At 37.4% G+C, this 15,223-nt stretch carries 7 protein-coding genes; all 7 read left to right on the top strand.

Translation table 11 applies throughout. From position 1 onward, the window contains the following. Position 1 precedes the first annotated feature (1 nt). From P767_RS0108625 to P767_RS0108595, 7 genes are read left to right on the top strand one after another with little or no spacing between them, the layout of a single operon-like run. The gene (locus P767_RS0108625) at positions 2-1,306 is read left to right on the top strand and encodes a restriction endonuclease subunit S (protein WP_026764181.1); all 1,305 of its coding nucleotides are present in this window, start codon (positions 2-4) and stop codon (positions 1,304-1,306) included. Continuing rightward, positions 1,307-4,054: a TrlF family AAA-like ATPase gene (locus P767_RS0108620; protein WP_026764180.1), complete on the top strand. Its 2,748-nt coding sequence runs from the start codon at positions 1,307-1,309 to the stop codon at positions 4,052-4,054. A 3-nt stretch (positions 4,055-4,057) separates the two neighbouring features. After that, positions 4,058-7,075, top strand: a complete 3,018-nt coding sequence (locus tag P767_RS0108615) for a type I restriction endonuclease subunit R (protein ID WP_026764179.1) — start codon at positions 4,058-4,060, stop codon at positions 7,073-7,075. A gap of 25 nt (positions 7,076-7,100) precedes the next feature. Further along, a complete protein-coding gene (locus tag P767_RS0108610) occupies positions 7,101-8,129 on the top strand; it encodes a virulence RhuM family protein (RefSeq protein WP_084799986.1) in 1,029 nt (342 codons plus the stop codon). Beyond that, positions 8,130-10,208 carry a Piwi domain-containing protein gene (locus P767_RS0108605; protein ID WP_026764177.1) on the top strand — a complete coding sequence of 693 codons (2,079 nt, stop codon included), beginning with the start codon at positions 8,130-8,132 and terminating at the stop codon, positions 10,206-10,208. Between the two features lie 36 nt (positions 10,209-10,244). Then, positions 10,245-13,751 (top strand): AAA domain-containing protein, encoded by a 3,507-nt coding sequence (locus tag P767_RS0108600; RefSeq protein ID WP_026764176.1) that lies wholly within the window; start codon positions 10,245-10,247, stop codon positions 13,749-13,751. Beyond that, positions 13,744-15,195 carry a phospholipase D-like domain-containing protein gene (locus tag P767_RS0108595; RefSeq protein WP_157611446.1) on the top strand — a complete coding sequence of 484 codons (1,452 nt, stop codon included), beginning with the start codon at positions 13,744-13,746 and terminating at the stop codon, positions 15,193-15,195. Before P767_RS0108600 ends, P767_RS0108595 begins: the two co-directional genes overlap by 8 nt. Positions 15,196-15,223: the final 28 nt, after the last annotated feature.

Genomic DNA, 15,223 nt, shown 5'->3' with positions numbered 1-15,223 from the left:
TATGACAGCAACGGCAGTAGACAATAATAAAATAGCATGGCTGGGTGAGTTCCCATCACACTGGCAGGTGCTTCGCATTAAAAATCTGTTTCAGGAGGTAGATAGCCGAAGCGAAACAGGTAGTGAAGAACTGCTTTCTGTTTCTCATTATACTGGAGTTACTCTCAAGAGGGAAAGCCTGGAAAGTGAGGACGAACATTTAACCAATGCAGAAAGCCTTGTAGGCTATAAGCTGGTAGAACCGGGTGATCTGGTAGTAAACATTATGCTGGCTTGGAATGGGAGTATGGGCATTTCACTATACAGCGGAATTACAAGCCCTGCCTATTGTGTGTATCGTATTAAGGGAGATAATAATCCGGAATATTTTGGCTACTTGTTTACTACTGCATTATTCAAAGCGGAGTTCCGCAGACACAGTACAGGTATTATTGATAGCCGCCTACGTTTATACTCCGATAAATTTTTCAGCATATTTTCAATTGTACCGCCAAAGACCGAGCAGGATGTAATTGTACAATACATCAAAACACAAGAGGAAAAGGTAAACCGCTTTATTGAAAAGAAAAAAAGATTTATTGAGTTGTTGCGAGAGCAAAAGTATTCTTTGATTTATCAGATAATAACTGGCGGCTTAGATGATTCCATAATGTTTAAGCAATCAGAGATACCATTTGCTGATAAGTTCCCTGCACATTATAAAGTTGAGAAATTTAATAAGTATGTTTATTTGAGACACGGCTATCAGTTTAGAGACTATGACTTTACTGATGATGGCTTAAAGGTTGTGAAAATCACGCAGCTTAATCCATCTGGTTACTTGGATTTATCAAAGGCAAATACAATAGATAGTTCTCGTTTGGAGGAGTTTAGGGACATTATTATTGATGAAGGTGATATTTTGATGGCACTTACAGGAGGTACAATAGGTAAAATTATCAGAGCTGACATAAACGAAGAGGTTCTATTGCAGAATTACCGTGTAGGTAATTTTATTCCTTTAAATTCTGCTGAACTTGACAAGGACTTTTTATATCTCCAGCTAAGTTCTCCATTCATTCAAAAACAAATATATTATCATGTTAGAGAGACTGGACAGCCGAATATAGGCAAAGGCGACTTTAGAAAAATATTCTTAGTCATTCCACCAATTGATGAGCAACTGAAAATTGTTCTGCATATTAAGAATGAAACAGAAATTATTGATAAAGCAATTACCAAAGCTGAACGAGAAATTGAATTAATCAGAGAACATAAAGAAGCGATGATAGCCGAAGCGGTGATGGGAAAAAGAAAAATAGTTTAAATGGACAAAGGAGCAAGATATTTTAAATGTGACTTTCAGGTTCACACCCCGAGAGACCTTCAGTTCTCTGGCCAGGATTATGTTTCTGATGCCGATAGAATTGCTTATTCAGAGCGGTTTATTAAGGCTTGCCGTGATAAAAGAATTGATGCAGTAGCAATTACAGATCACCACGATTTGTGTTTTTACAATTACATCAATGATGCGAGCAATAATGAGAAAGACATACATGGCCATCCAATATCAGAGCATGAACGTATAGTTGTCTTCCCGGGAATGGAATTGACGCTTGATGTTCCCTGTCAGGCTCTTTTAATTTTTGACGCTGATTTAGTAATAGATGATGAGACGAGAATAAAAATCTATACAGCACTTGGTATTTCAGATTATACAAGTAAATCAGAAGCAAAGACAGGCCCAACCAACAGGCTTGCGTTTAAGAGCATCAATGATGTTTATGATGCTCTTAATGGTGTAAAGGAATTGAAAGGAAGATTTATTATTTTCCCAAACATTAAAGATGGCGGAACAAGTACTATTATAAGAAATGGATTTCACAATGAGTATGCTAAAGGTTTATTTGTGGGCGGTTATTTAGATAGAGGATTGTATGAATCGCATAAAAATAATACGGGTTGGAATAATGTAATTGAGGGCAGGGTTTCGGCTTATGGTAATAGATCAATCGGCTTTTTTCAAACATCGGACAACAGAACGGATACATTTGAGCATTTAGGCATTTCTGCTACTTGGGTCAAATGGTCCACACCTACTGCTGAAGGGTTACGGCAAGCCTGCCTGGCAAAAAAGTCCAGAATTTTACAAGATGAACCAAAGTTGCCATCTACAAGAATTAGCGAGGTGAGAATATTGGGCAGCAGCTTTTTGAAAGACTTAGAAATTAAATTTAACCCTCAGTTTAATGTATGCATTGGAGGTAGAGGAACAGGAAAATCTTCCTTACTCCAATATATTTCTTGGGCTTTGGGTAAAGACAGTAATGAAGAGAAGAAAACTGACCTTGAAACGTTTATTAGTAATACACTTGGCACGGGTACTGTTGAGGTTACAATTATTAAAACTGGTACCACCCATATCATCAGGCGGTCAATTAATTCTTACGAAATAAAAATTGGCAATGACGATTGGCAGCCAACCAATAGCCAAAATATTGTTTCAATTATACGGGCAGATTCATTTGCACAAAAGGAACTTAGTAAGCATGAGAAAGATAAAACGGCACAGCTTACCAGGATCATTGAAAATGCAGTAAATAGTGGTGTTGAATCAATCAAAAGACAGATCAATGAAAATGGCAACAGGATTAAGGAAGTAGCCGCTTCTTATGAAACCTATCTTTCAAATCTAAAATCATCAGAAGATTTAAAGACACAAATAGAATCAATTGAGGAACAAATTAAATCCTTGAATGAGCAATTATCTGAAGTTCCCTCAGGCGACCAGACTATAATCAAAAACAATAGTCTTGTTGCAAACGAAAAATTGATAATAAAATCTTCTGAAGCTCAGATTGCAGCATTATTTAATCAGATAGGTAATATACTGACAAACGGAAATTTCAACGGTTTACAATTTGATTCTGAAAATGTTAAGAATACCGAAGAGATAAAAAAGTATGCTGCCAGCCATGATGAGATAGTTAAAAATATAAAAGCCGCATTAGATGATGCACGAAACAAGGCAAGTTCTTCAGTTTTAGTTGCTGATAAGAAGGTATTAACTGATTTGCATGGTTTACATGATGCTGAGTATGTTGAAGCAAAAGGCAGACAGACAAAGTTTGAGCAGATAATAAAAGAGCTTGAAGAACTCAGAAAGCGTTTGGCTGTTTTGATTGAGGATAGGAACAGGATACTTGAAACTTTGGAATCTGAAAAGGGTGTTAGAAGGAATTTGCAGAAGCTGTTTTACCAGAGGCATCAACTAAATATAAGTCTACACACTTTAATTAATAGTGCAGTAGCTGAGATATGCGGTAAGAGCGAAGGTTCTCTTGAAATTGAGTTAACACCGTTAGATAATATAGAACATATTGTCAAAGGTTTCTTAGCTAAAGTTACAGGAAGTAAAGGCCAGCCCGCAAGAACACAATCGTTTTTCCAGACACTCTTAAAGGGTGAAAATACATATAAGGAACTGTTGAAGTTTTGGTTCTCGATATACAAGGCTCAAACTGAAAAGCTTAAAATCGAAAACATAATTTCAGAGTATGGCTTGCAAAATGCCTCACTTCTTGAAACTGATTTTGAAAGAATTAATGAAAGCCTGAATACGTCAGCCATAATTGACTTTGCATTGGAACTTCCCACTTATGATTTAAAACTTCTTTACTGTAAAGACCCTTCAAATAAAATACCGTTTGAAGATGCCTCTTATGGTCAACAAGCTGGTTCAATCCTCACAATATTGTTGAATCAGGAATTTGGTCCTTTAATAATTGACCAACCTGAAGATGATCTTGATAATAAAGTTATTCATCAGATAACTGAGAATATTGTTTCGGCCAAGCACAAGAGACAGCTCATTTTCAGTAGTCATAATGCAAATATTGCAGTGAATGGTGATGCAGAATTAATCCTAACATTTGACCATAATTCTGATAAGTCCGCAGGGGAAATTATTGGCAGTGGTTCAATTGATAAGGATGAAATCAAATTGCAAGTAAAGGACATTATGGAAGGCGGTGTTATTGCCTTTGAGATGCGTAAAACAAAATATGACTTTTAAGTAATGAAAACAGATACATCAGAAAAAGGATTAGAAGCACTTATTGCAGCGTATCTCTGCGATACGATTGCCGGTAACTCATATCAGCTTCGCCAAAACACCCAATACAATCGTGTTGAGTGTGTAGATGAAGAATTGCTTTTCAGTTTTTTAGAAGCAACACAGGAAAAGGCAGTACTTAAATTGCAGACCATTCATGGCGGTAATTACCGTAGTAAAATATTGTACCGCCTCAACAGTCAGATCAAGCTGTTGGGCATTATTGAAGTTTTGCGTAAAGGAATTACTGACAATAATGTAAAACTGAAATTCTTTTATGATAAACCCGTTTCGAACCTCAATCAGCAAGACACTGAACTCTACAACAAGAATATATTCTCTGTAACCCGACAGGTGCATTACAGCACACAAAATGAAAATAGCCTCGATATGGTTGTTTTCATCAATGGCTTACCCATCATCACTTTTGAATTAAAAAATGAGCTTACCAAACAGAATGTAAAAGATGCTATCAAACAATACAAAACAAGCAGAGATAGCAAAGAAGAACTGTTTCGCCTCGGAAGATGCATGGTGCACTTTGCCGTAGATACAGAGCAGGTTTGGATGACCACTCACTTAAAGAATGGCAGTACATATTTTCTTCCCTTCAATAAAGGACACAATAATGGAGCAGGAAATCCCCCCAATTCATCGGGCATTAAAACTGACTACCTGTGGAAGGAAATATTGACCAAAGACAGCCTTACCAATATCATTCAGAATTATGTGCAGTTGTTTGAAGAGGAAGTAGAGAAGATATTACCTGATGGTAAAATCAAAAAGGAGAAAGTCAAGAAACTCATATTCCCTCGTTATCACCAATTATTTGCAGTAAACAGTCTGTTGCAAAATGCAAAACTAAACGGTGCAGGCCGCAGATACCTTATTCAACATTCCGCAGGTTCTGGTAAGAGTAACTCAATCAGCTGGCTGGCTCACCAGTTAGTAGGTTTATTTGATAACTCAAATACCAACACTGTATTTGATACGGTCATTGTAGTCACCGACCGTAAAGTACTAGATGCACAGATACGGAATAACATCAAACAATTTGAGCAGGTAAAAGGGGTAGTAGAAGCTATTACTGAAGGTAGTAAGCAGCTAAAAACTGCTTTGGAAGAAGGTAAGAAGATTATTATTACAACCATTCAGAAGTTTCCCTACATCGTTAATGAAATTGGAGAGTTGCCGGGCAACAAGTTTGCTATCATCATTGATGAAGCACATAGTAGCCAAAGCGGTAATACTGCCGGTAAGCTCAATGAAACCCTTGCCAAAGATTTTGAAAAAGTGCAGGTGGATGGGGATGAATACATTTTTGTGGATAAAGACCAGTATGATGAACTTACTTCCGAAGATTTGGTGGTAGATATTGTAAAAGGTAGGAAGATGCTGACCAATGCAAGCTACTTCGCCTTTACCGCTACTCCTAAGAACAAAACACTGGAATTGTTTGGTGAAAGGTTTAACGATAACGGCAAAGAAAAATTCAGGGCTTTTCATTTATACTCAATGAAGCAAGCCATTGAAGAAAACTTCATTCGTGATGTGCTGGAAAATTATACTACCTACCAAAGTTTTTATGGGTTGTACAAACGCATTGAAGATGATCCACTGTTCGATAAGGTAAAGGCACAAAAGAAACTACGCATCTATGTGGAAAGTCATGACCTGGCTATTGAGAAGAAAACTGCCATCATGATTGAACACTTCATGGATTCGGTGATTAAGCGTAAAAAAATAAATGGTTTGGCAAAAGCGATGCTGGTTACCAGCAGCCGTAAAAATGCAGTTAAGTATAAAAAAGCATTTGACAGATACCTTGCTGACACTGGAAATCCTTTCAAAGCCATTGTTGCCTTTTCAGGTGAAATTGACGGGCAAACCGAAGCCTCATTGAATGGCTTTTCAAGTTCAGCAATACCAGATGAGTTTAAGAAGTCAGAGTATCGCTTTCTGATTGTAGCCAACAAATACCAAACAGGGTTCGACCAGCCACTTTTACATACTATGTATGTTGATAAAAAATTGGGCGGTGTAAATGCTGTTCAAACCCTTTCAAGGCTGAACAGAACAACGGCTGGTAAAACAGACACATTCGTATTAGACTTTGCAAACAAGGCAGAAGACATCAAAAAGTCTTTCGACCCATTCTACGAAACAACGATTTTGGGTGAGGCAACAGACCCAAATAAACTATTCGACCTGCAATCCGCATTAGATGCTTTTCAGGTTTACACACCCGAGCAGGTGCAGGAGTTTTCACAACGCCTAATTACCAATGTTCCGGTTGATCAGTTACACAGCATTTTGGATGCTGCTGCCGAAGTTTTCAGAAGCCACCTGAACGAAGAACAGCAAGAAGATTTCCGTGCCAAATGCAAAACCTATGTACGTCTGTATGTTTTCCTTGCTCAAATAGTTCCTTTTATCAATCCATATCTGGAAAGGCTATACCTCTTCTTAAATCATTTACAGAATAAGTTAGGCCGTCAGAGGGAGGAAGATTTAGCACAAGGTATTTTGGATAACATAGACATGGAGAACCTTCGATACCAATTAGAGGCCACCACCAATATCGCACTTGAGCAGGGTGATGAATTAAAACCTATCCCCACTGAGATGAGAGGTGGAGTTGCTGAGCCTGAAATGGAGTATTTGTCAAACATCGTAAAAGCATTTAACGACAGATTTGGTACTGCCTTTACCAATGAAGATAAGGTGAAGAAAATGACAGAAGATTTAATGCAAGATGTAGCTAATGATAGTGAGTTTGTTAATGCTTTCCAGCACTCAGACACCCAAAATGCCAGGATTACATTTGAAGATGTGCTAAAGCGAAAGCTAATAGACCACATAGAAACCAATTTTGAAGTGTTTAAGGAGTATAATGATAACAAGGAGTTCAGGGATTTCTTTGCCGGAACCATGTTCCAGATAATGCAGAGAGATTTTATGAAGTTCAATGCCAATAAGTAAGCGTTTAAAAAATAATAAATTGAAAATGAGTGATACACCACAACATAGCGACATCATATTTTACAACACCCCCACAGGTGATGTGAAAATTGAGGTGATTTTTAATGACGAAACCTTTTGGCTCACTCAAAAGCGGATGGCGGAATTGTTTGGTGTGGAAGTTCCTGCTATCAACAAACACCTCAGTAATATTTACGAAACGGGCGAACTGGACGAAAAGGCAACTATTTCCATTTTGGAAACAGTTCAGCAGGAAGGCACCCGGATGGTAAAGAGGAATGTGGAGTTTTACAATCTGGATGCCATAATAGCCGTTGGCTATAGGGTAAACAGCCATCAAGCCACTCAGTTCCGCATTTGGGCTACTAAAACCCTTAGAGAGTTCATTATCAAGGGTTTTGTATTGGACGATGAAAGGCTTAAACAAGGAAAACGCTTTGGCAAGGACTACTTTGACGAACTTTTGGAACGCATCCGGGAGATTCGGGCAAGTGAAAGGCGTTTCTACCTCAAAATAACCGACATCTACGAACAGTGTAGTATCGACTATAACAAGGATGCAGAAATAACCCAAAAATTCTTTAAAACGGTTCAGAACAAGTTGCATTGGGCCATTACTGGCAAAACAGCAGCAGAACTGATTGCAGACCGAGCCGATGCTTCTCAGCCCAATATGGGCTTAACCACCTGGAAGAATGCCCCCAAAGGTAAAATCCTGAAAACAGATATTGGAACAGCCAAAAATTACCTGCAGGAAAAGGAAATCAAAGAACTGGAACGTATCGTTACAATGTACCTCGATTTTGCTGAACTGCAAGCCGAAAGACAGATCCCGATGAAAATGGCAGATTGGGTTACCCGTTTGGATGCATTCCTTCAATTCAATGAATACCAGATTTTAAAAGATGCAGGTAAAGTGAGCCATGAAGTAGCCATGAAATTGGCAGAGAAAGAATATGAAAAATTCAGAATAATTCAGGATAGAAATTTTGAAAGTGATTTTGAAAAAGAAGTAAAAAAGATAACCGATAAACCAAAAAAGAAAAAGAAATAAATGCAGCAAGATTTACTCTTAAATATCATTCCTTTCAATCCTCCGGCAGGTAATCAAACTTTTGCATTCTACAGGCAGAAGCAGCCTGGCTTTTATCCGGTGTTTAAGGGTGATTTGCAAGGGCTTCTTGATGATAAGTTTTCTGCATTGGAATTGCTGGAATTAGAAAAGCTATACACCGATTTTCAGCCACCCAGAGAAGAAGCAATCCTTTTGGACATTGATTTATCGGTTAGCACCCGTTTTGCCAATCATTACTACCGCTACCTGATACGAAAGCACTTTGAAGGAATTGCAGACATCATGCATCAGGACTTCACCAGTGAAACAGAAGTATGGTTTCACAGTCCTGAAAAGAGTACCTCCAAATACAAAGTGTATAACCAGTTTACACTCAAAGTTCAATATGGCAGGGTAACAGATACACCCGAGTTGGTACTTTCTTACGATGGTACAACTAAAGTATTTGCAAAGCCGGTTTCCGAGATTTACAACTTCAATACCAACCTGTACAATTGGATAGTTTGCAATGGTGTTATCTATAAATGGAAGTTCAGACCACAGGAGGTAATCAATCAACCACAGAATTGTTACCCTATTTTAAGCAACGAACTCAAACCGCATTTAGAAATTGCCTTTGATGTACCGGACTTAAAAAACCGCTATCCAAAATACTTGGATATTCTACAAGATTTTTACAGCAAGTATCTCAACACACCGGCATTTCGCAAAATCATTCCTATAACCGAGGAAGGCTTTTATCGGCCAAAGGCAGAGCAGCACCGTGTTATCAATTCAAGCTCCAACGATTTGTTGTATGCCGGAGGTAGAACAGGGAAAGAACCCAAGAAAGATTTTAAGTCAAAAGGTCCTTACCAATTGCCGCAGAAGCCCAGCAACTTCAAATTCTTTTTCATTTATCAAAAGGCAGACAAACCTACTGCGGTAACTGAACTGTACAGGTATTTACATAGTGGTTGGAAAGACGACCGTTTCCCTTTCCCCAAAATGCAGGACTACATCAAAGTTCCTTTTGAGTTAGACATTTCAAAGAATGTAGAATTTGATACCGTTGAAAATGCAGTAGCCAGTGTTCGCAATGCTGTAAAGAACGCAGATTGGCAACCTGATACGCAATACATGGCACTCTTTGTAAACCCAGTGCCTAAATTAGAGAAGGACGATGGCAAAAAGAACATCTACTATAAGATCAAAGAAATCCTTTTGTATGAAGGTGTGCTTTCACAAGTAATCAAAAGCGAACACCTGTACAAAAACGGTAAGCCTAATTCTTTCTTCAATACATTCCTTCCACACATAGAAATTGCCATGCTGGCAAAATTGGGTGGTGTACCCTGGAGGCTGAACAGACCAACCAACAATGAGCTTATTGTGGGTGTGGGTGCATTCTATTCTGTTACCCGAAAATCAAGGTTTGTAGGTTCGGCTTTCTGTTTCAATAACGAGGGAATTTTCAAAGGCTTTGATTGCTTTAAAGGAGATGATACCATTAGCCTTGCAGGTTCCATCAGGGAAGCGGTAGCAAAGTTTATAGCCGTCAATTATACAGCTTCAAGGTTGGTTATTCACTTCTATAAAGACATAGGGAAAAAGGAATTAGAACCCATCCTGCGGACTTTACACACATTAGGCTTGAACATTCCTGTTATTGTAGTTACAATCAATAAAACAGAAAGCAAAGAGTTGTTAGGCTTTGATGTGAGCGATGCGGAGAACTTAATGCCTTACAGCGGAACAATTGTAAAAGTGGGCAAATCCGAATACCTGCTATTCAACAATACCCGATACGATGCAACCTCAAAGCCTGCACAAAAGGAATATCACTTTCCGGTGAAGATTGCTTTATCCTCAACAGTGGAAGGCATGTTAGATGATATGAACTTGGTAGAGCAGCTAATAGACCAGGTTTATCAGTTCAGCCGCATGTATTGGAAAAGCACCAACCAGCAGAGTTTGCCGGTTACCATCAAGTACCCTGAAATGGTGGCCGAGATTTACCCCTATTTCCAACACGACAAACTGCCTGACTTTGGTAAGGAGAGTCTTTGGTTTTTATAAAAGCCTTGAATAACAATCTGAATTAACAAGCACATCATGGAAATGAACTTGGAAAAAATAGGAGCTTACCTTAGGGTTAGCGAGATAACAGAAACCAACAATGCATATTTATTCGATGTGCAAGGTCCTGATGCAAAAATCTATTTTGCAAAAGTGCCAAAGAATTTAGATGCCAGCAGTTCAGCAGCTCGGCAGTTTAGTTCTGTATCCCGTCATCTAAAGAAAATCAATAGTGAGTTTATCAATAAAGTAATTGATTCAGGCGATGAGGCTACTGCCGGTTGTTATTTTATGATATTGGAAAAGATTGATAATGGTAAAACACTGGAACAATTTGTTGCTGCTGAAAATGAAGTATCTCCCCAATACCTAAAATACATTCTACAAGTTTTGTATAACTGTTCGGAAGCGTTAGACCTTGCAGCTTCAAAGAATATATTTCATAAGGATATCCACCCAAGAAATATCCTGATTACGGAAGATAGAAAACCAGTAATAATTGATTTTGGAATATCATTACTGGAGCACACTATTTCAAAAAGGCCAACAGAAAATGAATACACTACACGCTTTTCAGCACCTGAGTACATAAGGAAGGAAGAATCAAAACTTCAAAGTCGTACTGATTTTTATTCATTATCCCTCTGTGTTTTGTATTCTTTACTTGGCCATCAGTTATTCTACGAAGACGAGAATAATGAAAGCAGATTGCAAAAAGTGGTCAACCTTTATAAATCCTATCTTTCTGAAAATGGTCTAAAGCAGTTTCAGGAAGTTTTCAGGAAGTCGTTTGATTCAGACCACAATAAAAGATATTTCAGATACACAGAGTTGAGAGATGCAATCAATTCATTGTTTGAAGTAATCAACCACACACCAGATAAACCATTTGCATTACATTTTGAACCGGGCATCAATCCCGTTGAATTTATTCGAGAAATTAACAGCGAAGGTGTTTTTATCGCAGTGAATGAATTACGACATCAGGTTCATAAGAATGTAATTGCAAAAATAGCATCAACTAATTTTTACGTTAACCATTGCTTTTTATCTAATAGAGGCAATTGCCTTGAAATCAAAGGATTCAAGAAAATAGATAACCTTGAGCCAAACGAACAAAAAAATCATGCATGGATTTTGGCAAATGGGTTTCAATTGTCTGAGGTAAACTTTGTGTCTAAAGAGCCTTCAGATGCGGACTTTCAAAACCATTATGATGTTTACAATCTTTTGGAGAAACTATTCATTGATAAACGAGATACTACTCGTTCTGCATTGCAAAGGCAGCCAAGAGAAATACTTCAAACCTATAAAACGCTTTTGCAGGAAGAGATCAATTATCTTAGAAATGATGCCTTTAAGGTTAGGTACTCTGAATTTGAGGTAAATTCAAATAATGAGGCAGCTTTTAAAGTCGTGTTTGACGAAAAGGTTACGATAGAAAAGGTCAATAATTTCCTTAAACGTTCTCAGGCATCTTTCAGAAAGGGTACAGAAATATCACTTTGCAGTAGTGAAGATGAACAAGGTACAAAATCAAAACAAAGCATTGGTTTTAGTACCCGTTACGACAGTAGAACCAATAAATTATTTGTCAAGGATTTTCCGATTTCTAAAAAAGAGGAAGTAGCAGTCAAAGGTTTTTTAATTGAGGATACTTCACTTCTTGAAATACAATACAAGCGTCAGCTTAATGCTATTAAGAATTACGAGAACGATAATATTACAAACTCCCAACTCAGGAGGTATTTGTTTCAACCTGAAAATCTAAAGCAATTAGCAGATGAGGTTGGGGAGCTTGATGCAGAACTTAATGTCATTTCAACTGAGAAGAATGGTAAACCAGTTCAGTTTCAGGATGCTCAGAAGTTTGCAATTTTAAAATCTCTATATCGTCCACCAATAACTCTTATTCAAGGCCCTCCGGGTACTGGTAAAACAACAGTAATTACAGAACTCATAAAGCAGATACTTGCTAAGGATAAGCAGTCTAAGATTCTCATAACATCGCAAACCAACCTTGCGGTTGACAATGTGCTTTCCAGAATGGTTGATGTTCCAGGTGTAAATTTTATTAGGTTGGGTAGAAACATTGAAGATGCCGTTATTGACAGCCACTCTTTTGATAAAAAACTGAATCTATGGGCTCGAAAAACTAAGGGTAATTGTGAGAAGAATTTCGCAGCACAAAAAAAACAGGCACTATCTCAGGAGAAGAACATATCCCCATTTTTGAACCTCATTTTACAGGAAATAAATAAGAAACAATCTTGGGATATTACTAAGAAGTACTTAAAGCAAGTTCTAACAGGTCATTTTGCAAAGGGTTTTGAGAGTTTGGTTGAGCATATTGATAACAAGCAAAATTTTGAGGCTGAGCTTTCTAAGTATATTGGAGATGAGCATGTGTTTCTTAACAAACTTGAGCTTCTAAAGCGTAAGTGGATTTCAATACTATCGAATATTGAAAATAAGGACGAACTAAAATCGAAATACATATCCAGCATCAATATAGTTGGTGCAACTGCTAATCACATAGCTGCCGGTATGTACAAGGATTTTAAGTTTGAGTTTGATTATGTTATCATGGATGAAGCTGCAAAGGCTACACCTGCTGAAACGTTGGTTCCTATAAACATGGCACATAATCTTGTACTTGTTGGTGACCATGAGCAGTTGCCTCCTTTAGTAACAGCAACAGAAGCAGTGAAAAAACAGGTACAGGCGAAATTGAATAATGAGGGTGAAATGGTAGACTTTGACAAAATCTACTATGACCAGCCAAGTTTATTCCAAATTATGTATGATGGTTCACCGGAAGAGTATAAAGAAATGCTTGATCTGCAATTTAGAATGCCTAAACAGATTGGCGATATAATTTCAAGTTTAGTATACCACAACAAATTAAAATCTACAGAAAAGAGTGGGAAGCCTCACAACATAAAATTAAAGGCAACCACTTCAATGTTTATGTGCGACATAAACAAATATCCTGACCGTTTCCACAGAATTGATCCTGTCAGTAGGTCATCATACAATCCTGTAAGTGCGAAAGCAATAACTGAAATACTTACAAAAATTGATAATATCCCAGAAATCTTCACTGAATCTGAAAATGATAAGCCGTATGAAGTTGGTGTAATTACTGGCTATGGTAAGCAAGCTGAGTATTTAAGTAATGAAATCGAGAATGCTTATTTCAAAAATTTGCAATTGAACAAGAATCTTACAATTGCTACTGTTGATAGTTTTCAGGGTTCAGAAAAGGATATTATCATTTATGACATTGTCCGTAGTGCAAAAGCGAAGGATAACACCGGGTTGGGTTTCCTCGAAATGCCTAACAGAATAAATGTGGCTTTAACAAGGGTAAAACGCCTTCTTATTGTTGTGGGTGATGCAGATTACATTTTAAACGTTAATCCAAGTTTTTCCTGGATCTCAAATAATCCTCAAAAGCCTTTGTTATTGAAGGAGTTTGTATCTCAATTGCACAAAGCTGGATTTATCTATAATAGCCTAAATGAAATATTCTATGAATAATCAGAAAGGAAATAATCAAAAGCAGCATAAGGTGCAATACAACAAAGGGCAAAAGCACTTTAAGAACCCGAAAATAGCACACAGCAAATCAAAGAATTTGTCTAAAACGGCTGTGCTATTCGATAATCACAAGGATGATCTCGGTTCGGAATATTCATTAAATGATATTCTTGAAATAGGCTATCCAATTGTTGAAACAACTATTGAAGTCATTTCCTCAGGCAAGCCGAGCGATATACTTCAGGAAGTTCACATTTTGCTTATTGAGCTGATTAACACTGGTGTTGATTCAAAAGGAGCATTGGCTCAGTTTCTTGGTGTATCGGAAAACGACTTTATACTGGATGAATTATACACCTTATTGGAAAACGGCATCATAGCCATTTCAGATGAGGAAAAATACAGAGTTACAACGAAAGGAGACATTTTCATTGAGGAAAAGAAGTTTATACCTGTTACAACCCAAGAGGACTTTAAGTTCTATGTTGATGGTCTTACAAAAGATATTTACTATGAAATGCCATCTGAAACTACCAATACTCCCAATAGACTTGCACCATCAGTAAAAGTAGATTTTGATTTTATCCAGGAGCAATGGTTGAAAATAAACAAATGCTACACGAGGGCAAATGCTGGCGATAAGGAGATTGTAGATTTAGCTAACTACAAACGCAGTATTACTGCAAGAAGGGATTTATTTGTCAAATATTATGTGTTAATATACTATCCTAAGGACAAGTCAGGCAAGAAAATACAATTAAAGGTTTACAACAGTGAATCGAAGCTGCTCAAATCTCATACAGAATCGTTGAGTTCTTTATACTCTTCAAATAAATATCTGTTTGATTTCACAAATGAACTTGAAGGCGTTGAGGAATACAAAAAGCTGTTCATTGACGCTGCTGTCCAAATCACCGATGAAAAGTTGACGGGTAAGTATCAAGATATTTCAACTTTCGAGCATAAGGAACTTATCAAAGAGGCACTTTTCACCGCTGACACAGCGGTTTATATTGAAAGCCCATGGATTAGAAAGGCTACAATGGATTACTTGCCTGCGATGGAGTTCTTTTTGAAAAAGAAGGACACCAAATTATTTATTGCCTATGGCATAGATTCAAGTTTCAAAAATGCTCCGCACAAAGAGACATTTGAGAAAATCCAAGAGTTGAAATCAAAATACCCTTCTCGTGTATTTATATTTCACTTGCCAACTCATTTCAAAAACAAGTTCCCTAACCGTGATGGTAGCCACAGAAAAATTCTAATAAAGGATTTTGAGTATTATATAAAAGGCAGCTACAACTGGCTTTCGTATAGCGGGAATGAAAATGAAAATTACGCAGTAGAAGAAGGTACTCAGTTTTTTGATAATGTCGAACAGTTTTGGAAAAAGGTGTTCCATGATTACCAATTTGAACTTTCTCTTTTAAACTTTTCGTAATAGCAAATTTGTATCAAGGTTACTGAGG

This window comes from Sediminibacterium salmoneum NBRC 103935 (assembly GCF_000511175.1).
Lineage (GTDB): Bacteria > Bacteroidota > Bacteroidia > Chitinophagales > Chitinophagaceae > Sediminibacterium > Sediminibacterium salmoneum.
The sequence above is the reverse complement of the archived record's forward strand: the minus strand, read 5'-3'. Positions and strand labels throughout refer to the sequence as shown.

What these genes read in the sequence shown, in the direction of transcription:
- P767_RS0108625 (WP_026764181.1), top strand. Translation starts at nt 2, where the DNA reads ATGACAGCAACGGCAGTAGACAATAATAAAATAGCATGGCTGGGTGAG.
- P767_RS0108615 (WP_026764179.1), top strand. Translation starts at nt 4,058, where the DNA reads ATGAAAACAGATACATCAGAAAAAGGATTAGAAGCACTTATTGCAGCG.
- P767_RS0108595 (WP_157611446.1), top strand. Translation starts at nt 13,744, where the DNA reads ATGAATAATCAGAAAGGAAATAATCAAAAGCAGCATAAGGTGCAATAC.
- P767_RS0108620 (WP_026764180.1), top strand. Translation starts at nt 1,307, where the DNA reads ATGGACAAAGGAGCAAGATATTTTAAATGTGACTTTCAGGTTCACACC.
- P767_RS0108605 (WP_026764177.1), top strand. Translation starts at nt 8,130, where the DNA reads ATGCAGCAAGATTTACTCTTAAATATCATTCCTTTCAATCCTCCGGCA.
- P767_RS0108600 (WP_026764176.1), top strand. Translation starts at nt 10,245, where the DNA reads ATGGAAATGAACTTGGAAAAAATAGGAGCTTACCTTAGGGTTAGCGAG.
- P767_RS0108610 (WP_084799986.1), top strand. Translation starts at nt 7,101, where the DNA reads ATGAGTGATACACCACAACATAGCGACATCATATTTTACAACACCCCC.